General features: G+C 33.4%; 18 protein-coding genes. 10 read left to right on the forward strand and 8 right to left on the reverse strand.

The window, feature by feature from the left end:
• Positions 1-3 precede the first annotated feature (3 nt).
• The 3 genes from CLU82_RS13370 to dnaA form a co-directional block, all read right to left on the reverse strand.
• Positions 4-726, reverse strand: coding sequence for an SAM-dependent methyltransferase (locus tag CLU82_RS13370; protein ID WP_100843559.1), 723 nt, complete (start codon positions 724-726; stop codon positions 4-6).
• An 85-nt stretch (positions 727-811) separates the two neighbouring features.
• Entirely contained in the window at positions 812-1,282 is a 471-nt protein-coding gene (locus tag CLU82_RS13375; RefSeq protein ID WP_100843560.1) for a low molecular weight protein-tyrosine-phosphatase, read from the reverse strand.
• 4 nt (positions 1,283-1,286) lie between these two features.
• Positions 1,287-2,714, reverse strand: coding sequence for a chromosomal replication initiator protein DnaA (gene dnaA, locus CLU82_RS13380; RefSeq protein ID WP_100433499.1), 1,428 nt, complete (start codon positions 2,712-2,714; stop codon positions 1,287-1,289).
• Positions 2,715-2,897: 183 nt separating this feature from the next.
• Between dnaA and CLU82_RS13385 the strand changes: the two genes are divergently transcribed.
• Positions 2,898-3,302 carry a thioesterase family protein gene (locus CLU82_RS13385; protein ID WP_100843561.1) on the forward strand — a complete coding sequence of 135 codons (405 nt, stop codon included), beginning with the start codon at positions 2,898-2,900 and terminating at the stop codon, positions 3,300-3,302.
• Positions 3,303-3,332: 30 nt separating this feature from the next.
• On the opposite strand, the gene CLU82_RS13390 is transcribed toward CLU82_RS13385, so the two are convergent.
• From CLU82_RS13390 to ribD, 3 genes are read right to left on the reverse strand one after another with little or no spacing between them, the layout of a single operon-like run.
• Complete coding sequence (locus CLU82_RS13390; protein ID WP_100843562.1) at positions 3,333-3,962, reverse strand: YigZ family protein; 630 nt, start codon at positions 3,960-3,962, stop codon at positions 3,333-3,335.
• Between the two features lie 37 nt (positions 3,963-3,999).
• Complete coding sequence (locus CLU82_RS13395) at positions 4,000-4,602, reverse strand: HAD family phosphatase (RefSeq protein WP_100843563.1); 603 nt, start codon at positions 4,600-4,602, stop codon at positions 4,000-4,002.
• Entirely contained in the window at positions 4,595-5,638 is a 1,044-nt protein-coding gene (gene ribD, locus CLU82_RS13400; protein ID WP_100843564.1) for a bifunctional diaminohydroxyphosphoribosylaminopyrimidine deaminase/5-amino-6-(5-phosphoribosylamino)uracil reductase RibD, read from the reverse strand. The genes CLU82_RS13395 and ribD overlap by 8 nt, the downstream gene beginning before the upstream one ends.
• A 107-nt stretch (positions 5,639-5,745) precedes the next feature.
• On the opposite strand from ribD, the gene CLU82_RS13405 reads away from it, so the two are divergent.
• Together CLU82_RS13405 and prmC are read left to right on the forward strand one after the other, a co-directional pair.
• Complete coding sequence (locus CLU82_RS13405; protein ID WP_100843565.1) at positions 5,746-6,237, forward strand: GNAT family N-acetyltransferase; 492 nt, start codon at positions 5,746-5,748, stop codon at positions 6,235-6,237.
• Positions 6,238-6,243: 6 nt separating this feature from the next.
• Positions 6,244-7,098: a peptide chain release factor N(5)-glutamine methyltransferase gene (gene prmC, locus CLU82_RS13410; protein ID WP_100843566.1), complete on the forward strand. Its 855-nt coding sequence runs from the start codon at positions 6,244-6,246 to the stop codon at positions 7,096-7,098.
• A 58-nt stretch (positions 7,099-7,156) separates the two neighbouring features.
• On the opposite strand, the gene CLU82_RS13415 is transcribed toward prmC, so the two are convergent.
• On the reverse strand, positions 7,157-8,401 hold the full coding sequence (locus tag CLU82_RS13415; RefSeq protein WP_100843567.1) for an ABC transporter permease: 1,245 nt from the start codon (positions 8,399-8,401) through the stop codon (positions 7,157-7,159).
• 1,330 nt (positions 8,402-9,731) lie between these two features.
• On the opposite strand from CLU82_RS13415, the gene hisS reads away from it, so the two are divergent.
• Together hisS and CLU82_RS13425 are read left to right on the forward strand one after the other, a co-directional pair.
• Positions 9,732-11,102, forward strand: a complete 1,371-nt coding sequence (gene hisS / locus CLU82_RS13420) for a histidine--tRNA ligase (protein WP_100843568.1) — start codon at positions 9,732-9,734, stop codon at positions 11,100-11,102.
• Between the two features lie 140 nt (positions 11,103-11,242).
• On the forward strand, positions 11,243-12,463 hold the full coding sequence (locus CLU82_RS13425; RefSeq protein WP_100841957.1) for an IS4 family transposase: 1,221 nt from the start codon (positions 11,243-11,245) through the stop codon (positions 12,461-12,463).
• Positions 12,464-12,511: 48 nt separating this feature from the next.
• On the opposite strand, the gene CLU82_RS13430 is transcribed toward CLU82_RS13425, so the two are convergent.
• Entirely contained in the window at positions 12,512-13,204 is a 693-nt protein-coding gene (locus CLU82_RS13430; RefSeq protein WP_100843569.1) for a prolyl oligopeptidase family serine peptidase, read from the reverse strand.
• Between the two features lie 424 nt (positions 13,205-13,628).
• On the opposite strand from CLU82_RS13430, the gene CLU82_RS13435 reads away from it, so the two are divergent.
• From CLU82_RS13435 to CLU82_RS13455, 5 genes are all read left to right on the forward strand, one after another.
• On the forward strand, positions 13,629-16,373 hold the full coding sequence (locus CLU82_RS13435) for a substrate-binding domain-containing protein (RefSeq protein ID WP_100843570.1): 2,745 nt from the start codon (positions 13,629-13,631) through the stop codon (positions 16,371-16,373).
• A gap of 223 nt (positions 16,374-16,596) precedes the next feature.
• Positions 16,597-17,958: a sugar porter family MFS transporter gene (locus tag CLU82_RS13440; RefSeq protein ID WP_100843571.1), complete on the forward strand. Its 1,362-nt coding sequence runs from the start codon at positions 16,597-16,599 to the stop codon at positions 17,956-17,958.
• Positions 17,921-19,525 carry a glycoside hydrolase family 32 protein gene (locus tag CLU82_RS13445; RefSeq protein ID WP_100843572.1) on the forward strand — a complete coding sequence of 535 codons (1,605 nt, stop codon included), beginning with the start codon at positions 17,921-17,923 and terminating at the stop codon, positions 19,523-19,525. The genes CLU82_RS13440 and CLU82_RS13445 overlap by 38 nt, the downstream gene beginning before the upstream one ends.
• A gap of 21 nt (positions 19,526-19,546) precedes the next feature.
• Positions 19,547-22,657 (forward strand): TonB-dependent receptor, encoded by a 3,111-nt coding sequence (locus CLU82_RS13450; RefSeq protein WP_100843573.1) that lies wholly within the window; start codon positions 19,547-19,549, stop codon positions 22,655-22,657.
• A gap of 23 nt (positions 22,658-22,680) precedes the next feature.
• Positions 22,681-24,372, forward strand: coding sequence for a RagB/SusD family nutrient uptake outer membrane protein (locus tag CLU82_RS13455; protein ID WP_100843574.1), 1,692 nt, complete (start codon positions 22,681-22,683; stop codon positions 24,370-24,372).
• The last annotated feature ends 18 nt before the right edge of the window (positions 24,373-24,390 follow it).

A 24,390-nucleotide genomic window follows, 5' to 3' on the forward strand; every position in this document is an offset into this window, starting at 1 on the left:
CTTTTACATTTTATGAATGATAAAAATAGTCGGACGTTTATGTAAATCAATAGTCTCTTTTTTCCAAGCCGAAATTTTCTTTGTTTTAATATATTCAGTTGGTAAAGTAATGTCTGTTGCAATACATAAATGGGTTTCAGGATGCAAAGTTTGGATTAAATCTTCCAATAATTTATTGTTACGATAAGGTGTTTCAATAAAAATTTGAGATTGATTTTTTTCGAAAGAAATGCGTTCTAAATTTTTAAAACTAGCTTTTTTTTCGTCTTTTTCAATAGGCAGATAACCATGAAAAGTAAAACTTTGTCCGTTCATTCCTGAAGCCATCATTGCTAATAAAATGGAAGAAGGGCCAACTAAAGGGACAACTTGAATGTTGCGATCATGCGCTAGTTTCACAATTACAGCACCAGGATCGGCAACACCAGGGCAACCGGCTTCACTCATTAGACCCACATTTTTTCCTTCTAATAAAGGCTTTATGAAATCCAAATGTTCTTTGGTTTCGGTATGTTTGTTTAGTACAAACAGATTTAATTCTGATTGTTTTTTCTCGGGATTCGTTAGTTTAATTGATTTTCGAGCTGTTTTATCATTCTCAACAATATAGTAATCGATAAGTTCAACACATCTTTTTATGGTTTGTGGTAATACATCCATTGGGTCGCAATCGCCCATTGTAGTTGGAATTAAGTATAGTTTTCCAAAAAGAGGTGCTGGTTTCATATTTTATAATAAGATATTTTACTTTTCGAAAAAAACGATTTTGCATTTGATTTTATAATCAAAGCTATAAAAACGCATTTAGTTTTTATTGAGGGTGTTTATCGATTAGTCTTTTAGCAATTACTTCACAAGCTTCGTCCAACATTTGGTATACCATGTCAAATCCATTCGTTACTCCGTAGTATGGATCTGGGACATCCACATTTTCATCAGGAAATATAGAATTTAAAATCAGTTGAACTTTGTTTTTTTGAGTTTCGTTTTGAGCAAGATGAATTACATCATTGTAATTGCTGTTGTCCATTACAAAAATATAATCAAAAGTATCAAAATCAGCTCTTGAGAATTGTCTCCCCCTTTGATTACAAATGTCTAAACCATTTTTTTGGGCAGTAGATATTGAGCGTTTGTCTGGAGAATGACCAACATGCCAAGAACCCGTTCCTGCTGAATCAACAAGAAATTTTTCAATAGGAAGTTTAGAGGCTAATATGCCTTCTGCCAAAGGAGATCGACAGATATTGCCCAAACAAACCATTAAAATCTTAATAGGCATTGTTTTATAGTGTTAATTTTGAATTGATGTCCTCGACATACTTTTTGAATTGTTTGTCGGTAGCAACTAAATTATCAACTGTTTTACAAGCATGCAGTACGGTAGCGTGATCACGATCCCCTATTTGAGAACCGATATTAGCTAATGAAGCTTTTGTGAATTTTTTAGCAAAAAACATAGCCAACTGTCTCGCTTGTACAACATGTCTTTTTCTGGTTTTAGATTGTAAAGTTTCTAAATCTAATTGAAAATAATCGGAAACAATTTTTTGAATATAATCGATAGAGATTTCTCTCTTTACATTTTTTACAAATTTTTCTACTACACTTTTGGCCAGTTCAATCGTTACTTCTTTTTTGTTGAAAGATGATTGTGCAATCAACGATATGATAGCACCTTCCAGTTCACGAACATTTGACTTGATGTTTCTAGCTACATATTCTATAATTTCGTCTGGCATTTCGACACCATCACGATATAAAATGTTTTTTAAGATTGAAATTCTAGTTTCGTAATCAGGTTGGTGTAACTCAGCTGATAATCCCCATTTAAAACGAGATAATAAGCGTTGTTCGATATCTTGCATATCAACAGGTGCCTTATCTGAAGTTAAGATTACCTGTTTGCCATTTTGGTGTAAATAATTAAAAATATGAAAAAATACATCTTGTGTTCCTGATTTTCCAGAAAGGAATTGAACATCGTCGATGATTAATACGTCGATTAATTGATAAAAATGAATGAAATCATTTCTGTTGTTTTTCTTTACTGAGTCAATATATTGTTGTGTAAAGATTTCGGCAGAAATATATAAAACTGTTTTTTCAGGAAATTTATCTTTGATTTCAACACCAATAGCATGTGCTAAGTGAGTCTTTCCTAATCCAACACCACCAAAAATTAATAATGGGTTAAAGGAAGTTCCTCCAGGTTTGTTAGCTACAGCCATACCTGCTGAACGTGCTAATCTATTAGAATCACCTTCTAAAAAATTATCAAAACTATAGTTAGCATTCAATTGAGATTCGATTTTTAAATTTCGAATACCAGGAATTACAAATGGATTTTTTAATTCAGGATTAAGATTTTTAAAAGGGGCGTCTACTTCTTGTGCTTTTACAGGACCTCTATTGGCGCTTGGTAACTGTTCAGTAAACGGTTGTTTGTTGCCATAAGTGTTTTCCATTTTAATTTTATACAGTAACTTTGCATTTTTTCCAAGTTCTTTGGTCAAAGCTACTTTTAATAATTTTACGTAGTGTTCTTCTAGCCATTCGTAGAAAAATTTACTTGGTACTTGAATATATAATGCATTATCGGTAAGTTCAACTGACTTAATCGGTTCAAACCAAGTTTTATAGGCTTGATCTTGAATATTGTCCTTTATAAAGGACAGACAGTTTTCCCATACTGATTGTGCAGTCTTGTTCATATATCTAGTTAAATTATTTTATTTGGGTACTTATTATCTTACAAAAAGGATGCGAAAAAAATCCTTTTTTCGGGATAACAAATATGTGAACAATTATCTATAAAAAAAAATATTTTAAGTTATAATTTTTGAAAAAATTGTTGTAAGAAGCTTTTTGAAGTTTAAATTTTTAATGCAAAATTAATGAAAGATCATCAAATTCAAGTCCGTGTCCGTTACTCTGAAACGGATCAAATGGGCGTTGTTTATCACGGGAATTACATTCCTTATTTTGAGATAGGAAGAGTCGAATGGCTTAGAAATAAAGGGGTTTCATATAAAAAGATGGAAGAAAGCGGTATTGGGCTTCCAATTGTAAATATGAATATCAATTATAAAAAATCAGCAGTTTATGATGAGTTGTTAACAGTACATACGGTTTTCAAAAGTCAGACGTCTGTGAAGATTGAATTTGATTGCGCTATTTATAATGAAGCGAAGGAGTTATTAACAACTGCTCAATTTTTGTTGGTTTTTGTGTCTCTAAAAACAGGCAAACCAACTGCGCCTCCGGATTACATTTTGGAACTATTAAAAAGTTTTGAATAATAATCAAAATGAGTTCTTTTTAATGAGAATTTACAGTTTTTTTATGCCAATTTCAAACAAAGAACTAAAAGTGTCGAATATCATTTCGGCATTTTTTTTTCTGGTTTTTATTACAAATTTGCCAATTGGTAAATTAGTTTCTTCGTTTATTTCCATTTCTTGATTCACAATGTCTAACTTTTTTTCTTTGATTACCCGCATGACTTTATTCATGTTTTTATAATCAAATGAAATCTGAAAAGAGATGTCAATTGTCTTTTCGATAATTTCAGATGATTCTAAAGTAATTTGTGCGGAAGTTTTATAAGCAGTAATCAATCCGCCAACCCCCAGTTTTATGCCTCCATAAATTCGAACCACAACTACAAGAACGTTGGTAAGTCCAAAAGATTGTATTTGGCCGTAAATTGGTGCACCTGCAGTGTTGCTGGGTTCTCCATCATCATTTGCTCTGTATTGAATAGTTTCTGCTCCTATTTGGTAGGCATAACAGTAATGAACAGCGTGTGGATGTTTCTTTTTTAAGACTTCGATTATAGGTTTTACTTCGTCATCGGATTCTATAGGGAATGCATAACCGAAGAATTTGCTGCTTTTTTCCTTAAATAAAGATTCTTCAGAGGGAAATGCAATAGTATTGTAAGTGTCTTTCATTTTCAAAAATCGAATTCAATATCAATATTCAATTTTGATATTGTTATATTATTTTTTTATCAAATAAATGAACAACATCTTCTTCTCCTACCTGTAAATTCCATATGTGAAGACCGAGTGCTTGGGCTGCATCGGTATTTTCTTTTTTATCATCTATAAATAATGTTTGTTTGGCTTGTAATCCGTTTTGGTCTAGTACAAAACTGTAAACATCAGGATTTGGTTTTCTCATACCAATTTCAAAAGAAAAATACACTTTCTCAAAACACTGGTAAAAATCGCTGTAAAATGAAGTTCCGGATTTTTGTTCGAAAGTGTCAATGTGGATTGCATCGGTATTGCTTAATAAAAACAAACGATACTTTTGCGAAAGCATTTGAAGAAATTCTAATCGATATAATGGAAAATCTGTCAGTATAGAATTCCAAGCTTCACGAATGTCTTCAATAGAGGCATTGTTAGTATGTTTTTGAATTCCAGATAAAAAATCTTCTCCTGTAATGGCACCAACTTCATATTGTAAGTTCAATTGGTCTAAATCTTCGTTCCACTCAGAAATGCCGAGATTTTTTAAACCATCTTGGGTTGCTTGTTTGTCTAAATTGATAAACACATCTCCAAAATCGAAAATAATAGCATTAATCATCGTTTCTTAGTATTGTAAGTTCGTCCTTTTCAATTAATTGTTTTTCGGAATTAGTTCTTGATAACAAAGGGGCTTTGATTCCTTTGTTTAAAGTTGTTTTTCCTGTAAAAATTCGAGCTTCATCCCAAAGATTAGCATCGATAAAGGTCTGTAGAGTTTGAAGTCCTCCTTCTATAATAACCGATTGAATGTTGTATCTGTATAAAAAATCAACAATTTGTCTGGCAATATTTTGTTTAAAATCTATTCTTTCAAAGGTAGTGTTTTCTTTGGAGATAGCGTTTTCAGAATTGGTAAAGACAATGGTTTTTGTTTGATTATCAAAAATGGAACTTTCTTTAGGAATGCGATTGTTTTGATCCAATATGATTCGGATAGGGTTATTTCCTTGCCAATCCCTAGCATTTAGTTTTGGATTGTCATCAATAACAGTTTGTGTTCCTACCAAAATAGCCTGTTCTTCTGTTCGCCATTTGTGAGTTAATTGTCGTGAATAGGTATTACTGATCCAAACTGGTTTTTTTTCGCTTTTCTCAAAAGGAGCAATAAAGCCATCCTGACTTTGTGCCCACTTTAATATAATGTATGGTTTTTTCTTTTGATGAAAAGTAAAGAAGCGTTTGTTGAGTTCGTTACATTCATCTTCCAGAATACCAACAGTAACATGAACGCCGGCTTCAATTAATTTTTTAATGCCATTTCCTGAAACTTCACTAAAAGGATCTATAGTGCCAACAACAACATTTGGAATTTTATTTTTTATAATCAAATCACAACAAGGAGGTGTTTTTCCAAAATGACTGCAAGGTTCCAAACTGACGTAGATTGTCGCTTTTTTTAGTAATGATTTATCTATAACCGAATTTACAGCATTGACTTCAGCATGAGGTTCACCTGCTTTTTTATGCCAGCCTTCGCCTATGATTTTGTCTTCATAAACAATAATGCTTCCAACCATAGGATTTGGATATGTAGTTCCAAGACCGTTTTTGGCTAGAGCGATGCAACGGCTCATATATTTTTCATGTATCTTCACCTTGCAAAAATAGTAATTTTGAGATTAGGATTTAGTTTGAAAGTTTGGATGTTTTTACCATTTACAATGGCTATTTTTGTATTATTAAATGAATAATAGAGGGTGTTATGAATAATTGGATCATTAGAAAAATACAAAAAGAAGATAATCAGGCGGTTGCTCAATTAATAAGAGATGTTTTTGACGAATTGAATATTCCAAAAACTGGAACTGCTTATGAAGATCCTTATCTTGATTTGATGTTTGAAGAATATAGTAAACCAAGATCAGTTTATTATGTTGTAGAAAACGAGGGGCGAATTGTGGGATGCGCAGGAGTGGCACAGTTAATAAATGAAGCTGATACTTTCTGTGAATTACAAAAAATGTATTTCCTGCCAGAAACCCGTGGAAAGGGAATTGGCAGCCAAATGATGGAACAATGTTTACAAAGCGCTCGTGATTTTGGATTCGAGAAATGCTATTTGGAAACCATGCCTTTTATGTTGGATGCTCAAAAATTATATAAGAAAGTAGGTTTCGAAAACATTTGTTCACCAATGGGAAGTACAGGGCATACGAGTTGCCCAGTTTGGATGTTGAAAGATTTAAAAATTTAATTTCCGATGAAAATTAAAGAATACAGAACTCAATTTATTGCAGAACTCACACCAATTTACGATGCTACGGAAGCAGAGAGTTTTTTCTATTTGATATTGGAAGAAAAACAACAATTGAAAAGAATTGATTTGGCTTTACAGCCTGATTTGGTATTTACAGATGAAGCTATTTTGGTTTGGAATGCTATTTTGAAATCATTAAAACTAGAAATCCCAGTTCAGTATTTGTTAGGGAAAACCAGCTTTTATGGATTGGATTTCGAAGTCAATTCAGATGTTTTGATTCCGAGACCGGAAACAGAGGAATTGGTTGATTGGATTATTAATAGTCAAAAGTCTGAAGGCGAAAATCAAAAGATAAAGATTCTTGATATTGGGACAGGAAGCGGTTGTATTGCTATTTCGTTGGCAAAAAATATTCCGAATGCTCAGGTTTTTGCTCTTGATGTTTCTGAAAAAGCTTTGGCAAAAGCCCAAAAAAATGCAGTCCTCAATGAGGTAAATATTACGTTTCTTCATCAAAGTATTCTGGAAACGGTAGATTTAGAGCAAGAGTTTGATATTATTGTTTCGAATCCTCCTTATGTTCGAAATCTGGAAAAAGAGGAAATCAAGAAGAATGTTTTGGAGTATGAACCACATTTAGCACTATTTGTCGAAGATAATGATGCATTGATATTCTATCGAAAAATAGCCGAATTGGCAAAGAAGAATCTCTCAGATTCAGGGCAATTGTACTTTGAGATCAATCAATATTTAGGAAAAGAAATGATTGATTTATTGGAGAAAATGAATTTTAAAAATATCGAACTTCGTAAAGATATTTACGAAAATGATAGAATGGTTCGAAGCACGAAATAATATATTTGGTTACGATAGTTAGTCTTGAATATCGTAACCAATATGGTGATTTTAAAACCTATTCATATCGTAAAGCCTCAATCGGATCCAAATTTGCCGATTTTATAGAAGGGTACAATCCAGATACAACTGCTACAATAAAACTGGTTGCAAAGGCAGCAATAATAGCTCCCCAAGGAACTACAAAGGCAAAGTTCATTAAGCTCGAAATTCCAAAGCCAATTAAAATTCCAAAAATAATCCCTACCAAACCACCAATTTGACCAATCAATAATGTTTCGATAAAAAACTGAAAAGCAATAGTCGTTTTTTTGGCGCCCAATGCTTTTCGAACTCCAATTTCTCGAGTACGTTCGGTTACCGAAACAATCATAATATTCATCAAAGCGATCGATGATCCAAAAATGGTGATAATCCCGATAAGCCATGCTGCCATATTTAAATATTCGGAGATACTCATTATTTTATTAATCAAATCATCGCTTCGTACAACACCAAAATTATTGTCTTTTACGGGGCTTAATTTTCGAATCCCACGCATGGCACTAATAGCGTAGTCGGTTGCAGGGCTTAATAACTCTTTTTTTCCAACCATAACACTCACAGAATAGTTAATGTTTGGAGCAGTAAATAAGGAACGAGCTACTTGTATAGGAATTAAAAGCCTTAAATCCTGGCTGTTTCCAAAGGTAGAACCTTTCTCTTTTAGCACACCTATAACTTTGAATTTGGCACCACGTACAGAAATCGTTTTGCCTAGCGGATTAACATCTTTCAAAAGTCCTTTTTTAAAATCGGATCCGATAACACAAACATAAGCATTGTTCGAAATATCAAAATTGGTAAAATTTCTTCCCGCATCAGTTTCTAGTCCCGAGTTGGTCAAAAAATGTTCATCGACACCTAATACACTAATTTCGGGATCTGTTTTTGTAGCTTCATATTTTACTTCGGCAGTAGTTGTAGCTGTAAAGGATAATGACGTTTCGGTCATTGGGTAATTGTATTTGTTCTTGAAAGCCAACGCTTGAGGATAGGAAATAATTGGATTTATAATTTCGCGTTCCCCGCCACCACGACGGCGAGAGGTGTTTTCGTATTGATTTATGTTAAAAGTATTGGCTCCCATCGAAGCAAAATCAGATGATAATGTGTTCCCCAAAGCCGCTACAATGGTTAGGATTGCAACCAGTGCTGTTATACCAATGGCAATAATTAATACTGTCAATGTGGTTCGTAGCAATTGCGTTCGGATAGAACCGAATGCAATTCGGATATTTTCTTTAAATAGTTTTGGCATCATGGTAGTTTGACACGAAAATACAATTTTTGTTACAAAAATGATTTCAGGAAATTCAGAAATATTTGAGTGTTTTTTTCTAAGGAGCTACTTCCAGCTTTCACTACAATTTTTTGTCAAAATAATTTATTTTCAATTGCCCAAAAGGAGCTTCCGTTGGTCGCTCTTTTTGTCAAGAAAATAATATTATTTTTTCCTGCAAAATTTTCACTACATCTGGGCTAGGGCATTTGTGATTAAATAGTGAATTTAGTCTTTATAATTTACACCAAATAGATTGCAGCTCTGTCTTGTTAGCCATTTTGTTTAGTTTATCATGCTGATGAAGGAAGTATCTCCCGAACACTCTTTACAAGATAACCTTGCGAATAATTGTCCACAGATTAAAGGGATTCACACTGAATTTATATGTTTTACTTACTTCAAATTACATTGACTGAGTGTAGGTACGCCTATGTAAACTGTAGGCTCGCCTACCAAAAGCATAGGCATGCCTACGAAATCTATAGGCGTGCCTATCTAAATTGTAGGCGAGCCTATCAAAAGCATAGGCGTGCTTACGAAATCTATAGGCGCGCCTATCTAAACTGTAGGCTCGCCTACCAAAACTATAGGCGTTCCTACTAAAATTGGAGGGCAGCCATACTAAAATCGTGGCTCGCCTAAACAATTATGAGGTACTCCCTGTAAAATGAGAGGCGATACCTTTGAAATAGCGAGGTGAGCCTATCGATTTTGAAGGGGAGACTTAAAAAAACGAGAGGCGAGCCTTTGAAAATCGAAGGAGCGCCTCTCAAAAAAATAGGCGACACATACAAAATCGAGAGGCGAGCCCTACTATTAGTATGGCGTGCTGTACTATGATTGTGAAGCTACTTGCGAAGATGCTTCCTTCGTCAGCATGACAAACTCTTCGGGATGACTTTGGGTAATAACAAATTACTATATAGTATTCTACTTTCTGTCTTCTGAAAACTGCTTTCTAAAATAATGTGTTTGATTGTAAATAATAACAAGGAATCACTATTCTCTCCCTTTAGCCCTGATAGAAGTGGAAATCCTTTTTGTACCGATTTTTTATCGGGACAAAAAGATTGTAACGGATAGCAGGTACCATCTTCCTGAAAATGCCAAGTCTTTCTGCTCCAAAAAAATAATCAGTAGCCGTTTTTGGTTTTGGTTCTTTGCTTTCTCTTGTTTTTACCATATTATTTACTACTAAAAACTTTGATTGGATTTTTGGGAGTAATAATTTTAAAAATAAGATATTTGCACTCTATTTAGGATTTGAACCATTTTGTTGAAATCCGAAACTAAATTCTAAAGTAAAACAATGGCATCAAAACCAAGTATTCCAAAAGGAACTAGAGATTTTTCACCTGCTGAGGTGGCAAAAAGACAATACATTATGCAAATCATCAAAAGCAATTTTGAGAAATTTGGATTCCAACCTATAGAAACTCCTTCATTTGAAAACTCCGAAACCTTAATGGGGAAATACGGAGAAGAAGGCGACCGATTGATTTTTAAGATATTGAATTCGGGCGATTTTTTGGCAAAAGCAAATGAAACCCATTTAGAAGCCAAAGACAGTACACGATTAACATCAAGTATTTCCGAAAAAGCATTGCGTTATGATTTGACCGTTCCGTTTGCGCGTTATGTGGTACAACATCAAAACGAAATTGAATTTCCGTTCAAGAGATATCAAATTCAGCCAGTTTGGCGTGCCGACCGTCCTCAGAAAGGGCGTTTCAGAGAATTTTTTCAATGTGATGCCGATGTGGTGGGTTCTAAATCGTTGTGGCAAGAAGTAGAGTTGGTGCAATTGTACGATTCTGTTTTTACGGCTTTGGGTTTACAAGGTGCAACTGTGAAAATTAATAACAGAAAAATACTTTCGGGAATTGCCGAGGTTATTGGTGCATCGGATAAGTTGATTGATTTTACAGTAGCCTTAGACAAACTTGATAAAATTGGCGAGGATGGTGTGAAAAAAGAAATGATTGAAAAAGGAATTTCGGAAGAAGCTATTGTTAAAGTTCAGCCGTTGTTTAATTTCACAGGAACAATTACGGAGAAAATCGAAAAGCTTTCTGTTTTATTATCTTCTTCAGAGGAAGGTATGAAAGGAGTAGAGGAACTTCGTTTTATTTGTGACAATGTTTTGAATTTAGGATTGTCTACAGCCAATTTAGATTTGGATGTAACCTTAGCAAGAGGTCTGAATTATTATACAGGAGCAATTTTTGAAGTGGCTGCACCAAAAACCGTATCTATGGGTTCTATAGGTGGCGGTGGTCGTTATGATGATTTGACTGGTATTTTTGGATTAAAAAATATGAGTGGAGTAGGAATCTCTTTCGGACTTGATCGAATTTATTTGGTTATCGAAGAGTTAGGTTTGTTTCCAGAAGCAGTAACTTCTACTTCCAAAGCATTATTTATTAATTATGGTGAAAAAGAAGCTTTCTATTCGATGAAAGCCATTAAGGAATTACGTGCTGCCGGAATAAAAGTAGAATTGTATCCTGATAATGCCAAAGTATCCAAACAGTTTCAGCATGCTGATAAACGATTTATTCCTTATGCGGTTATTGTAGGCGAAGAAGAGATGAATGATAATCAATTTAGCTTAAAAGACTTGGTATCTGGAGAGCAGAAAAAAGTAAGTTTGGAAGAGCTTGCAACGATCTTGAAATAATAAAAAAGGCTACCAATTGGTTAGTCATGGTCGGAAGAAAATCTTCCGACTTTTTTTGTTTTTAATTATTTATTTAACGAGATTTTTCTTGTTTATAGTATTGATTTTACGTATATTTATTACTGGTAAATCAGTAATCTATGGCAAATTTTAAAGACCACAAAGTATCCGTTAAAGAGTTATTAGGCTTCATTCCAGAGGCTCTCTTATCCCATCTTTCCACCAGTACTAAAGTAGATCATTATTCAAAAGTTCTTCATGGCAAAAAAGTATTTTATCTGCTTTTATATTCTATAATGGATAACGAAAAGCTCAGCCAACGAACATTGGAAGACACCTTTAACTATTCAGGTTTTAAATCTATATTTAACTTGGATGAATCAGAAACTATCCGAAGAAGTTCAATTTCAGAGAGACTCTCGAAGATTGATGCGAGTTATTTCAAAGAAATTTTTGAATGTATGTATGATCGTTTTTCTGAGAGTTACAATCAGTTAGAAAGAGGCAAGTATAATTTAATTCGGGTAGATAGTACCATTGTTGCAGAAGCTGCTGGAAAACTCAAAGAAGGTATTGATCAAAAAAGCGGTAAAAAACTTATAAAATATAGTGTTTCCTTTGACGGAATTCTTCCTTCTGGTGTTGAGATATTTAATGCTCAAAGATATTCAGCAGAAGATAATGCTCTTCCCGAAGCTATTTTAAATCAAGTAAAAAAAGATACTGAACATAGCAATATTTACATTATCGACAGAGGTATTCAATCCACCCGAACTATGAAAGACTTTGATAAAAAGAATATCAAATTTGTTATCAGGTCTAAGGAAAACCGAAAACATCAAGAAATACGGTCTTTGATTCTGGAAAATCAGGATTTAGATATTGGAGAAAATATCTTAATTCAAGACAGTATTGTCAACCTTTACACAGGTGTTCCAATAAAAAACAAGCGAGGGAACACACATCATCGCCAAGAAAAAGTCGATAATCAATTCAGGCTAGTGGTTGTGAAAAACAAACAAAATCCCGAAAAAGTTTTTTGGTTTATTACTAATGATTTTCAACTTACTGCTAAAGAAGTTGCTGATTATTACAGGAAAAGATGGGATATTGAAGTTTTTTTTAGATTTATCAAACAAGAACTCAATTTTAGTCATCTTGTTTCACTCAGCAAAAATGGAATAGAAGTAATGGTTTATATGACTTTAATTGTAGCAATGCTTATCCTTATATATAAAAAAGCAAATAATATTGGTTATAAAACCGCTAAAAGAAGATTTGTTTTGGAACTTAGAGAACTTATTACTGCAATAATGATAACGTTGGCAGGTGGAGATCCTTCAAAAGTCTTTAAAACATAAGTGGCCGGAATTTCTTCCGACCACTACTAACCAATTGGTAGCCTTTTTTTATGGGATAAGTTTAGATTGATTGAACATCCATTGGTAGATTTTGTCTTCTCGGAAGTAATGTTCTACACTACCATGATTTCCACCTTTTACAATAGTAAAAGTAACATTGGCATCAGGATCACAGGTTTGGATGGCTTTGACCATTTTTTTGGATTCCGAAAGCGGAACAATATAATCTTTGTTTCCGTGAATAACCCACAACGGAATCTTGGCCAGATTGTAGGCATCTTTTATGTTTCCGCCTCCGCAAATAGCAACTGCTGCGGTTATTTTGTCGGGATATTTACCAGCAAAATCAAAAGTTCCGTAACCTCCTAGACTCATTCCGCATACATATACTTTGGATAAATCTGTGTTGTAATGGTTTTGTACATATTCTAAAAGCTGTAAAAGTTTGTCTGGATTCCAAGCGCCATGAGCGACTTGGGGTGCTATGACGATCGCCGGGATTTCTTTTCCTCTTTCGATTGCCCGAATTACACCGTATCGCTTTACTCTGTTCAAATTGGTTCCAGACAGACTTTTTCCGTGTAGAAATAAGATGACTGGAGCTTTGTTGTCCAATACTTCTTGCTTGGGTAAATTAATCCAGAAAGGATAATCGGTTTGATCGGTTATGGTTTTTAATTGTGCTTGCGCTGTAGTAATTGTGCAAAGAATAATTAGGTAGAATAGAGGGGAAAGACGCATTATTGTTTATAATTGTTTTGACATGGGGTCGCAAATTAAGTTTTTATAATCAATGCTGACAACTATTTTTGGGTTTTAATGATAAAAAAACGGTTTAGAATTTATAAACCATTTGCGGTTAAATACTTAGCTTTTTTATTACAAACATACCAGTTATGCCCGAGATGTTTTTCAGATTCAATATGTAGACAAAATTGTGTAGTTGGATAGATGATGATTTTTATTAAACAAGCATCGTCAATTATTTGTTCTATGAAAATAAAACATTATTTTTACAATGTTTTATCCCTTCCCCCTTATAATGCAATTTGTTTTATTGCAGGATTAGTTTTCTTCTTATACTATTTTAAAGGCTATTAATTTTCAGTTAAATAATAGTACTTCCAATCCGATGTTCTCAAAGCATCATTAAACATATATTTTTATGAATCATTCCGTTCGATATTATTGGTTTTTATTAATAGCAATTTTGTGTTTGTCTTCTTGTGGTCACCACAATAAAAATCATATAAAAATTGGATTCTCTCAAGCGATGAGCACTGATGATTGGCGAAAGCAAATGAACAGCTCGATGAAAATAGAAGCATCCTTGAGGCCAGAAGTCAATTTAACAATAAGTGACGCCGAAAATAATGTTGAAAAACAAATTGGTGACATCGAAAAATTCATTTCACAAAAAGTAGATGTTATTATTGTTTCTCCTATTGAATCAAAACCTTTGACCGCCGTTGTTGAAAAATCTCTTAAAGCTGGAATTCCAGTTTTGGTCGTTGATAGAAAAATAGAGGGAGAAAATTATACCGCTTATATAGGTGCAGATAACATTGAAATTGGTCGTATTGCTGCCCGTTATATTGCCTCACACAGCAAGGGTTCTGGTAAAATTATAGATATTTCTGGAGCAATTGGTTCTTCACCTGCTTATGAACGAAGCTTAGGTTTTAATCAAATCATTAAAGAGAATAAGAATTTAAAATTAGTAAACACTATTCAAGGCGATTGGGAAAAAGAATCGGTTAAGAAACCCCTTAAAAATTACCTTTTGCAGGATTCTGATATTGAATATGTTTTTGCTCAAAATGATCGAATGGCGTTAAGTGCCTGGGAAACGGCAAAAACATTAGGACTTGAAAAAAAGATAAAATTTATAGGAGTCGATGGTTTAAATACAGTAAATGGCGGCATAGAATTGGTAAAAAGTAATGTGCTTGAAGGAACTATATTATATCCAACAGGAGGAAATGAAGCTCTGAAATTGGCTTTAAAAATGTATAATAAAGAAACTATTGCAAAAAATAATATCTTAAATACTATTGTAATTGATCAAAATAATGCTGAAATCATCGAGAATCAGATGGATAGAGTGGATCAGCAGCAGCAAGTTATCGAAAAGCAACAATCGGCAATAAATGTTCAGGAGGTTGAATATGCTTCTCAGAATAATCTGGTTCGGCTGTTGAGTTTGTTTTTGGTAATCATTTTAAGTTTGGCTGTATATAGTATCTATTCAACAATTTTTATTTCAAGAAAGAAAAAAGAACTTGAACGTATTAATAAAACGGTAGTAGAGCAAAAAAATGAAATTCAAGACATGGCTGAAATTGCAAGAAAGAGCAACGAAGCCAAATTAAATTTCTTCACTGGCTTATCGCATGAGTTTAAAACTCCAATTACTCTAATAATGAGTTATGTGGAATCATTGATAGAAAATGAAAAGATAAAAGGAACTGCGCTTATTGATGAAGTAAAGTTGATTCACAAAAACTCAAATCGATTATTAAGACTTATTAATCAATTATTGGATTTTAGAAAAATAGAAGAACAAAAGTTTACTTTAAGGGCTTCTAAAACCAATATATATAGTTTTACGAATGAGGTAATGACTAATTTTAAGGGAGAAGCCGCAAGGAGAAATATTGATTTTAAATTAATTTCGGATGCAAAAGATACGACTCTATTTATAGACCGAAGTTTAATGGATAAAGTGTATTTTAATTTGCTATCGAATGCATTTAAGTTTACTCCAGATAATGGTTCTATTACTATTTCGATTAAAGAAAGCGCTAATAATTCAGTTAAAATTCTTTTCAAAGATTCAGGAATTGGTATTCCCGAGGCTGAACTTTCTAATGTATTTGATCCATTTTTCAGAGCTTCCAATAACAACAAAAACAGCTCAGGTATTGGATTGCATTTATCCAAAGAATTCGTGTTGTTGCATCATGGGGTAATTGAGTTAAAATCAAAACAAGGCTCCGAGTTTAGTATTACTTTATTAAAAGGAAGCGGTCATTTAAAAGCTTCTGAGATTATTGAATTTACTGAAAACAAAAATGATATTTCTAGTTTACTGTTAGACGATTTAAATTCGGATACTGATTTTAATGATAATAAAATAATTGAAGATTCCGAGAAACACTCGCTTTTAATTATTGAAGATAATGGAGATTTAGTTTTATTTTTAAAAAACAAACTGACTGCCGAATTTAATATTTATATCTCTGATGGAAGAGATGCTATAGAAAAAGCATTGGATATAGTACCAGATATCATTATTTGTGACATAAACCTGATTGATAAAGATGGTTTTGAAATTAGTAAAACACTTAAAAAAGACCTGAGAACCTCACACATACCGATCATTATATTATCTGCTCAAAGTACAAAAGAGTCAGTACTTAAAGGTCTTCAGAGCGGTGTAGATCAATATATAACAAAGCCTTTCAGTCTTTCTATTTTAAAACAATCTATTACAAGCTTATTATTTAACAGAGAGAAATTACGCTATTATTATACCAATAATATTTATAGAGTTGAGCCAGAATCTAAGTTTGGTAATCAAGAGCAGGCATTCATTACTAAGATGAATGAAATTATTAAGTCTAATTTTGAAGACCCAAAATTTTCTGTTGAAGATCTGGCTGAGAAGCTTAATCTTTCAAGAGTTCAACTGTACCGTAAAGTCAAAGCTATTATTGGTATAAATATTAGTGATCATATTAATAACATTAAATTAGAAAAAGCAGCAGAGCTATTAAAAGCAAATCAGATGAATATTTCTGAGATTGCATACTCACTTGGATTCTCTACTCCTAACTATTTTTCAACTGCTTTTAAGAATAAATTTGGAGTTTCTCCAAAAGAATACAAAAATGATACATTAGGGTAGTCTTAAAATGATACAATCAGTGTATCAATTCCATAAGTAATGTATCAATATTGTAACTACAAGGTTTTCGTTAAATATTTCTAAATAGTATAAGTTACTGTAAATTAGGTACTTATGTTTAAAAATCAATATGATAATTATTAAGGAATAAAATTGTAACATCATCAAAAATAAGTTGTTTTTTTTGCGAATATCTTAGCTACAAGTTTTTAATACATGTACAATGAATAAGATATTGATTTGGTCTGTTACTGCTGCACTAGCAGGTTTTCTATTCGGTTTTGATACCGTAGTAATTTCTGGAGCTGATAAACAACTACAACATTTATGGAATTCTTCGGATGCATTTCATGGATCAGTAGTTATGGCGATGGCACTGTGGGGGACAGTAGTCGGAGCTATTTTTGGTGGTTTTCCTGCTAATACATTTGGAAGGAAAAATACACTTTTCTGGATTGGTGTTTTATACTTTATTTCTGCACTTGGTTCTGCCTTTGCAAATGATCCTTATGTTTTTGCTCTTTTTAGATTTATTGGAGGTATTGGTGTTGGAGCTTCTACTATTGCCGCTCCAGCTTATGTTTCTGAGATTGCACCTCCTGAAAAAAGAGGAAGACTTGTTGCTTTGTATCAGTTTAATATTGTTCTGGGTATTTTAATGGCTTTCGTTTCCAATTACTTTTTGAAAGATATTGGCGAAAATTCATGGCGATGGATGTTAGGAGTTCAAATGATTCCTTCTTTAATATATGCTTTAGCAATATTGACAATTCCGGAAAGTCCAAGATGGTTATTGTCTAAAAATAGAGAACAAGAGGCACGCAGTGTTTTGGCAAAAATTGATGGAGGTATCGATATCAATGTTTTTGTGGAAAATACAAAGCAAAACGGAGGAGAAAATAAGCATGAAAATATATTCATGAAGAAATACCGCTTCCCATTAATTTTGGCATTTCTTTTTGCTTTTTTTAATCAATTCTCAGGAATCAATGCCTTTTTATATTATGCTCCAAGAATTTTTGAAGAGGCTGGCGTAGGACAAAATACAGCACTTTTAAGCAGTATTGGAATTGGTGTTATAAACCTTGTCTTTACTTTGATAGGTGTTGCTCTTATTGATAAATTAGGTCGTAAAATTTTAATGTATGTTGGTTCAATTGGATATATAATTTCATTGGGACTTGTTTCTGCATCTTTTTATTTTAATTGGGGTGGTTTATCTGTACCAATATTTCTATTCTTATTTATTGCTTCTCATGCAATTGGACAAGGAGCTGTAATTTGGGTATTTATCTCTGAAATTTTTCCAAATCATATTCGTGCATCAGGACAAGCATTTGGTAGTTCGGTACACTGGATTTTGGCTGCCATTATCCCATCATTAATTCCAATGCTTTTCTCTGAAATTGGGCCAGCTGTAGTATTTATGATTTTCACCTTTATGATGGTTTTACAATTATTGTTTGTGATATTCTTAATGCCAGAAACAAAAGGAATTTCTTTAGAAGAACTAAGTGAAAAATTAACATCAAAAAATAATAACAAAAATGAAATCAACGAAACATCTACCGCTAGTATTTTTTAGTAGTCTGTTATTTTCTGTAATAGGATGTAAGCCATATTCGGCTATAGATCAAACAAATGTTGTTTCTGCAAAAGCTACGACCGAAGAACAATTATATCGTCCTAATTTTCATTTCACTCCTAAAAAAGGCTGGATGAATGATCCGAACGGAATGTTTTATAGTAACGGAACCTATCATTTGTTTTATCAATATTATCCGGATGGAAATGTGTGGGGACCTATGCATTGGGGACATGCAGTTAGCAAGGATTTAATCAAATGGGAAGAACTGCCAATAGCTATTTATCCTGATAATCAGAAATTAATTTTTTCTGGTAGCGCGGTTGTTGATAGTAAAAACACATCGGGTTTGGCAAAGGGAAAAGAAACACCTATTGTAGCAATTTATACTTTGCACGATAAAGAAAAAGAAACTCAAGGTGCAATAGATTTTGAAAATCAAGATATGGCTTATTCACTTGATAATGGATTTACTTGGAAAAAATTTGATGAAGGAAATCCAATAATCAAAAATCCAGGAATTCGTGATTTTCGCGATCCAAAAGTTTCTTGGGATGAAACACATAAACAATGGGTAATGGTTTTGGCAGTGCAGGATAGAACTCAGTTTTATAAATCTTCAAACCTTAAAAACTGGGAATATTTATCAGATTTTGGGAAAGATATTGGAGCACACGGAGGGGTTTGGGAATGTCCAGATTTCTTTCAGATAAAAGTAGAGGGAACCAATGAAAAGAAATGGGTTCTAATTCAAAACTTGAATCCAGGTGGGGCGAATGGTGGTTCAGGAACACAATATTTTGTCGGAGATTTTGATGGAAAAACGTTTACACTAGATGCTGAATTTGCTAAAAGAGTAACTGCCGAGAAAGCAGTTTGGGTAGATTACGGAAAAGACAACTACGCAGGAGTAACCTGGAATAATATTCCAAGTTCTGACGGAAGAAGATTATTTATCGGATGGATGTCAAATTGGGATTATGGGCAACAAGTGCCTACAACGACATGGAGAAGCAGTACTACGATTCCGCGTGAAATTAAGTTAATCAAAAAAGAGAATAATTATAGTTTAATCAGTAACCCGGTAAAAGAAATCAAAAAATATGTTTCTAAAACTACAACTAAGAAAAACGTAAAAGGGAAAGGACGTTTATCATTAGTAGCAGAAGGGAAAATAGATCTGACAAAAGCTATTATTGAGTTTGATTTAAAAAATATAAAACAAGATACTTACACTTTTACACTTTCAAATAAAGCTGGAGAGTCTTTAAGCTTTGGAATCAATAATTCGGATAACTACTTATTTGTAGATCGTTCTAAAGCCGGAAAAAATGATTTTTCTGAAAAATTTGCTTCAACTATAAGCAAAGCAGCTTTGAATGGGAACCAAAAAGAAGCCGTTTTTAAAATCATTTTAGATAAAACTTCTATTGAAATTTTTTATAACAATGGTGAAAAAGTAATGACGGAAATCTTTTTTCCAACGGAGCCTTTCACTGAAATTTCTGCCTCTTCAAATCAAGGTGTTGAAATTTATAACCTAGTAACTAACCAATTAACTATATAACCAAAACTAAAACCAAAATTTATGAAAAGTAAGATTATTTATTTTCTATTTTTTATTTTTCCGATGCTATCGATAACAGCTCAGGATAATAAAATAACGGGAGCTGTATTTTCGGGTGATGATCACCTACCGCTTCCTGGCGCCACAATCCTTGTTTCAGGTACAAAAACAAGTATTTCAACTGATTTTGATGGAACTTTTTCTTTACCAGATGTTTCATCAGATGCAACTCTAGTGGTGTCTTTTATAGGCTACGCACCACAAACAGTCTATATTAAAGGACAAAAAGAATTCAAAATTTATTTGCAGGTTGACAACAATAAACTAAATGAGGTTGTTGTGACCGGATACTCAAAACAAAAGAAAACTGATATTACTGGTGCTGTTGCAGTAGTCAATATGAAAGACCTTATGAAACAACCCGAACCTAACCCAATTAAGGCATTACAAGGAAGAATTGCTGGTGTAAAAGTATCCTCCGACGGTTCTCCAAGTGGAGCAAATACAAAAGTCGTGATTCGTGGTGTTGGAACTTTAAACAACACAGATCCTTTATATGTGATTGATGGAATGCCGACAAAATCAGGAATGCATGAATTAAATCCAAATGATATAGAAACTATTCAGGTTTTAAAAGATGCTTCTTCAGCAAGTATTTATGGTTCTCGTGCTTCAAATGGTGTAATTATAATTACGACTAAAAAGGGTAAAGAGGGCAAAATGAAAATCAATTTTAATACCTATACGTCAATATCTGATTATTCAAGAAAATTGGAAGTATTAAATGCAAACCAATTTGGTCAGGCACTTTGGCAGGCAAATATTAATGATGGATTAAACCCAAACAGTAATAATTTACGCTACCAATTTGATTGGAATGTTGTAAATAATAAACCGCAATTGAATAAAGTTTTGGTTCCAGAGTTTCTAGATGCTGAACAAACATTGAAGTCCTCTAATACAGATTGGTATGATGAGATCTCTCAAACAGGAATTGCAAAATCATATGATTTGTCAGTTTCAAATGGTTCTAGTAAAGGAAGTTATGTTTTCTCATTAGGATATTATGATAATGAGGGTGTAGTGAAAACAACTGATTTTCAAAGAATTTCGGCTAGAATGAATGGTTCTTATAAATATTTTGACGGTAAATTAGTGATAGGTGAAAATTTTACTTTTAATCGTACGAATGAAGTAACTGATCCTGGTGTTTTGGATCTGGCACTTCGTGCTTTGCCAATTATTCCGGTTCATACTGTGGATGGTGAAGGTTGGGGAGGACCAGTTGCCGGAATGAATGACAGACAAAACCCAGTACGTATTTTAGAATATAATAAAGACAATAAGTACAATTATCTGCGTCTTTTCGGAAATGTGTATGCTGATTTAGAAATTGTTAAAAATCTGCATTTCAAAAGTAGTTTTGGGATGGACTACGGCTATTACAATAAAAGAACATTACAAAGAAGCTATCGGTCGGGTAATTTGAAAAACGATAAGACTTCTGTTACCATAGATCAATCTGTGAGTGATAAATGGACCTGGTCAAATACAGCTACGTATGCTTTGAAAGTTGGTAAAAGCAATTTTAATTTGATGGCTGGAACAGAGATGTATAAAGATATTTTTGATACAAATACTTTACGTAAAAATGATTTCTTGATTGAAACTCCCGATTATATGTATCCTGATGCGGGAACAGGAGAGTCTTTTACAAGCGGGACTTCAACAGTATATTCTTTACTTTCGTTCTTTGGTAAAGCAGATTATGAGTTTGATAATCGTTATTTATTATCGGCAACAATTCGTCGTGATGGTTCTTCACGTTTTGGAAAAAATAATCAATATGGAACTTTTCCGGCTGTTTCGGCAGGTTGGAGAATAAGTAATGAAGAATTTATAAAAAATAACGCTCCTGTTTTTTCTGACTTAAAATTACGTGCTGGATGGGGTCAAACTGGAAATCAGGAAATTAGCAATACAGCTGTTTATAGTCTTTATTTAGCTAGTTATGCTGGTGGAAGTCCAACATGGGCAACTTCATTTGGAACGGCATATGACATCGCAGGAAATGGAAATGGATTATTGCCCTCAGGTTTCATTAAAACTCAATCAGGTAATGATGATTTAAAATGGGAAACAACTACGCAAACGAATATTGGTTTGGACTTTGGATTATTCAAGCAAAAACTAAGTGGTTCGGTGGACTATTATATCAAAAAAACGGATGATATTTTGGTATTACCTCCTTATTTAGCAGTAATTGGAGAAGGAGGAGATCGCTGGGTTAACGGTGCTTCTATGGAGAATAAAGGTTGGGAGGTTACTTTAGGCTACCAAGATGTGACTTCTTTTGGTTTGAAATATGATATTTCGGCAAACATTTCGGCTAATAAGAATAAAATTACCCAATTACCTGATGAAGTAAAAAACAACTACGGAGGGAATGGATTAGATGATAATATTTTAGGCCGTCCGATTAACTCTATGTATGGTTACGTTGCTGATGGTTTATTTCAAACTCAGGACGAAATAGATAATTCGCCAATTCAAGAAGGAAAAGGCCTTGGGCGTATTCGTTACAAAGATTTAAACGGAGACGGAGTGATTACTCCGGATCTTAAAGATCGTACGTGGATAGGGAATCCAAATCCAGGTTTGATTTATGGATTTAATTTAGGACTAGGATATAAAAATTGGGATTTCACCACTTTCTGGGAAGGAGCAAGTGATGTTGATGTTATCAATAATACCAAATATCAAACTGATTTTTGGAGTGTTGATGATATAGGTTCTAATAAGGGAACTCGATTATTAAATGCATGGTCTTTGGATAACCCAGATTCAACAATTCCAGCTTTAACAACAGTTGATAAAAATGGCGAATCAAGATTTTCAACTTATTATGTTGAGAATGGTAATTATTTAAAACTTCGTGTTTTGCAGTTTGGATACAATTTTCCAAAAGATTTATTGAATAAATTAAGTCTTGATACTTTTAGAATGTATATCAGTGGACAAAATTTATTGATTATTGATGCTAAAAGTTTTACTGGTGTAGATCCTGAAAATGCTGGATTTGGATATCCGCAACCAACAACATTTACAGTTGGACTTAATTTGACATTGTAACATTAGATTTAATTAAAAAAAACATGAAAAAAATACTATATATAGCAGGGTTTTTGACACTAGGAATTATGTCATCCTGTTCAGATTTTCTTGAAAATGCGCCACGAGGAGTATTATCAGAAGAAGATATTGTAACACCAGAATCGGTAGAAGGTTTTATGAATGCTGCTTATGCGCAATTAGGAAATGATCATTATGATTCACCTTATAGTTTGTGGCCGTTTGGGAATGTTCGTTCTGATGATGCATATAAAGGAGGAAGCGGAACCAATGATATTCAGGATTTTCACTTTTTTGAAGTGTCAAATAATATCAGACCAGATTTCGGAGAGTTAGATTCCTTTTGGTACATCAGTTATGTAGGAGTTTCAAGAGCGAATAAAGCATTAAAAGCGTTGGAACAAATTTCAGAAGCTGAATATCCATTGAAAAAAACACGTATAGCAGAAATGCGTTTTTTAAGAGGACACTTCTATTTTATGCTAAAAATTATGTTCCGAAATGTACCGTACATTACAGAAGATATACTTGTAGAAAATTACAAAACAATTTCGAATCATGATCTTTCTAATGAAGAGCTTTGGAATAAAATTGCTGAAGATTTTCAAGCAGCTGCATCCGATTTACCAGAAGTACAATCTCAAGTAGGACGTGCTAGCCAAAAGGCCGCTTATTCATATTTGGCTAAAGTTAGATTGTATCAGGCATATACGCAAGATGATAAATACGGGGTAACGGGTATTAATCAGCAACATTTGCAAGAAGTAATTGTAGCTACTGATAAAGTAATTGGTAAAGCAACTTTAGAACCTGATTTTGCTAATAACTTCTTGCCAGGATCTTTCGAAAATGGCCCGGAATCTATTTTTTCTATTCAATTTTCAGATAATGATGGGACTTTATATGGTAGATTGAATTTTTCTGATGTGCTTTCGACTCCTCAAGGTTTAGGATGTTGCGATTTTCACAAACCAAGTCAAAATTTAGTAAATGCGTTTAAAACAGGAACTAATGGTTTACCTGAATTTGATACCTACAATAATCAGGATTTTGATTATAAAAATATAGATGCCAACACAGTAGATCCTAGATTATACCACACGGTAGCCATGCCTGGATTACCTTACAAATATGATCCGGAATTCCTTTATGTGGAAGCATGGGTTCGTTCTCCAGGAACTTATGGATATTATGCTTCTTTGAAAGAGAATGTAGCTCCAAGTTGTCCATGTGTAGTAAATATTGATCCATTTTATGGAAATTCTAAAAACAGAATCCAAATTCGTTATGCTGATGTGATTTTGATGCGTGCTGAAGCTTTAATCGAATTAGGAAGACAAGCAGAAGCCTTACCATTAATTAATGAAATTAGAAACAGAGCAGCACAAAGTACAGGAAGACTTCCTTATGTTTCCAATTTTAATATTAGTCCTTATATCGACGGAACGAATTGTACTTGGACGCAAGATTTTGCACGTAAAGCAATGCGTTGGGAAAGACGTTTAGAGCTTGCAATGGAAGGAAGCCGCTTTTTTGATTTGGTTCGTTGGGGAGTTACTGATCAGGTGATGAATGATTTTTTTGCTAAAGAAAAAACAAAACGTACATATTATCAAGACGCTTTCTTTGATGCTCATAAAGAAGAATACTGTCCAATTCCGTTAAAGCAGATTAATTTTAGCCAAGGACTATATAAACAAAACACAGGCTATTAATTCATTTTTAAAGATAAA

This window comes from Flavobacterium sp. 5 (genome assembly GCF_002813295.1).
In the GTDB taxonomy this organism is placed as follows: Bacteria; Bacteroidota; Bacteroidia; order Flavobacteriales; family Flavobacteriaceae; genus Flavobacterium.

Excerpts from the sequence above, each read along its gene's own strand:
- CLU82_RS13370 (WP_100843559.1), bottom strand. The coding sequence starts at position 726 with ATGAAACCAGCACCTCTTTTTGGAAAACTATACTTAATTCCAACTACA.
- CLU82_RS13375 (WP_100843560.1), bottom strand. The coding sequence starts at position 1,282 with ATGCCTATTAAGATTTTAATGGTTTGTTTGGGCAATATCTGTCGATCT.
- dnaA (WP_100433499.1), bottom strand. The coding sequence starts at position 2,714 with ATGAACAAGACTGCACAATCAGTATGGGAAAACTGTCTGTCCTTTATA.
- CLU82_RS13385 (WP_100843561.1), top strand. The coding sequence starts at position 2,898 with ATGAAAGATCATCAAATTCAAGTCCGTGTCCGTTACTCTGAAACGGAT.
- CLU82_RS13395 (WP_100843563.1), bottom strand. The coding sequence starts at position 4,602 with ATGATTAATGCTATTATTTTCGATTTTGGAGATGTGTTTATCAATTTA.
- CLU82_RS13405 (WP_100843565.1), top strand. The coding sequence starts at position 5,746 with ATGAATAATTGGATCATTAGAAAAATACAAAAAGAAGATAATCAGGCG.
- prmC (WP_100843566.1), top strand. The coding sequence starts at position 6,244 with ATGAAAATTAAAGAATACAGAACTCAATTTATTGCAGAACTCACACCA.
- CLU82_RS13415 (WP_100843567.1), bottom strand. The coding sequence starts at position 8,401 with ATGATGCCAAAACTATTTAAAGAAAATATCCGAATTGCATTCGGTTCT.
- hisS (WP_100843568.1), top strand. The coding sequence starts at position 9,732 with ATGGCATCAAAACCAAGTATTCCAAAAGGAACTAGAGATTTTTCACCT.
- CLU82_RS13425 (WP_100841957.1), top strand. The coding sequence starts at position 11,243 with ATGGCAAATTTTAAAGACCACAAAGTATCCGTTAAAGAGTTATTAGGC.
- CLU82_RS13430 (WP_100843569.1), bottom strand. The coding sequence starts at position 13,204 with ATGCGTCTTTCCCCTCTATTCTACCTAATTATTCTTTGCACAATTACT.
- CLU82_RS13435 (WP_100843570.1), top strand. The coding sequence starts at position 13,629 with ATGAATCATTCCGTTCGATATTATTGGTTTTTATTAATAGCAATTTTG.
- CLU82_RS13440 (WP_100843571.1), top strand. The coding sequence starts at position 16,597 with ATGAATAAGATATTGATTTGGTCTGTTACTGCTGCACTAGCAGGTTTT.
- CLU82_RS13445 (WP_100843572.1), top strand. The coding sequence starts at position 17,921 with ATGAAATCAACGAAACATCTACCGCTAGTATTTTTTAGTAGTCTGTTA.
- CLU82_RS13450 (WP_100843573.1), top strand. The coding sequence starts at position 19,547 with ATGAAAAGTAAGATTATTTATTTTCTATTTTTTATTTTTCCGATGCTA.
- CLU82_RS13455 (WP_100843574.1), top strand. The coding sequence starts at position 22,681 with ATGAAAAAAATACTATATATAGCAGGGTTTTTGACACTAGGAATTATG.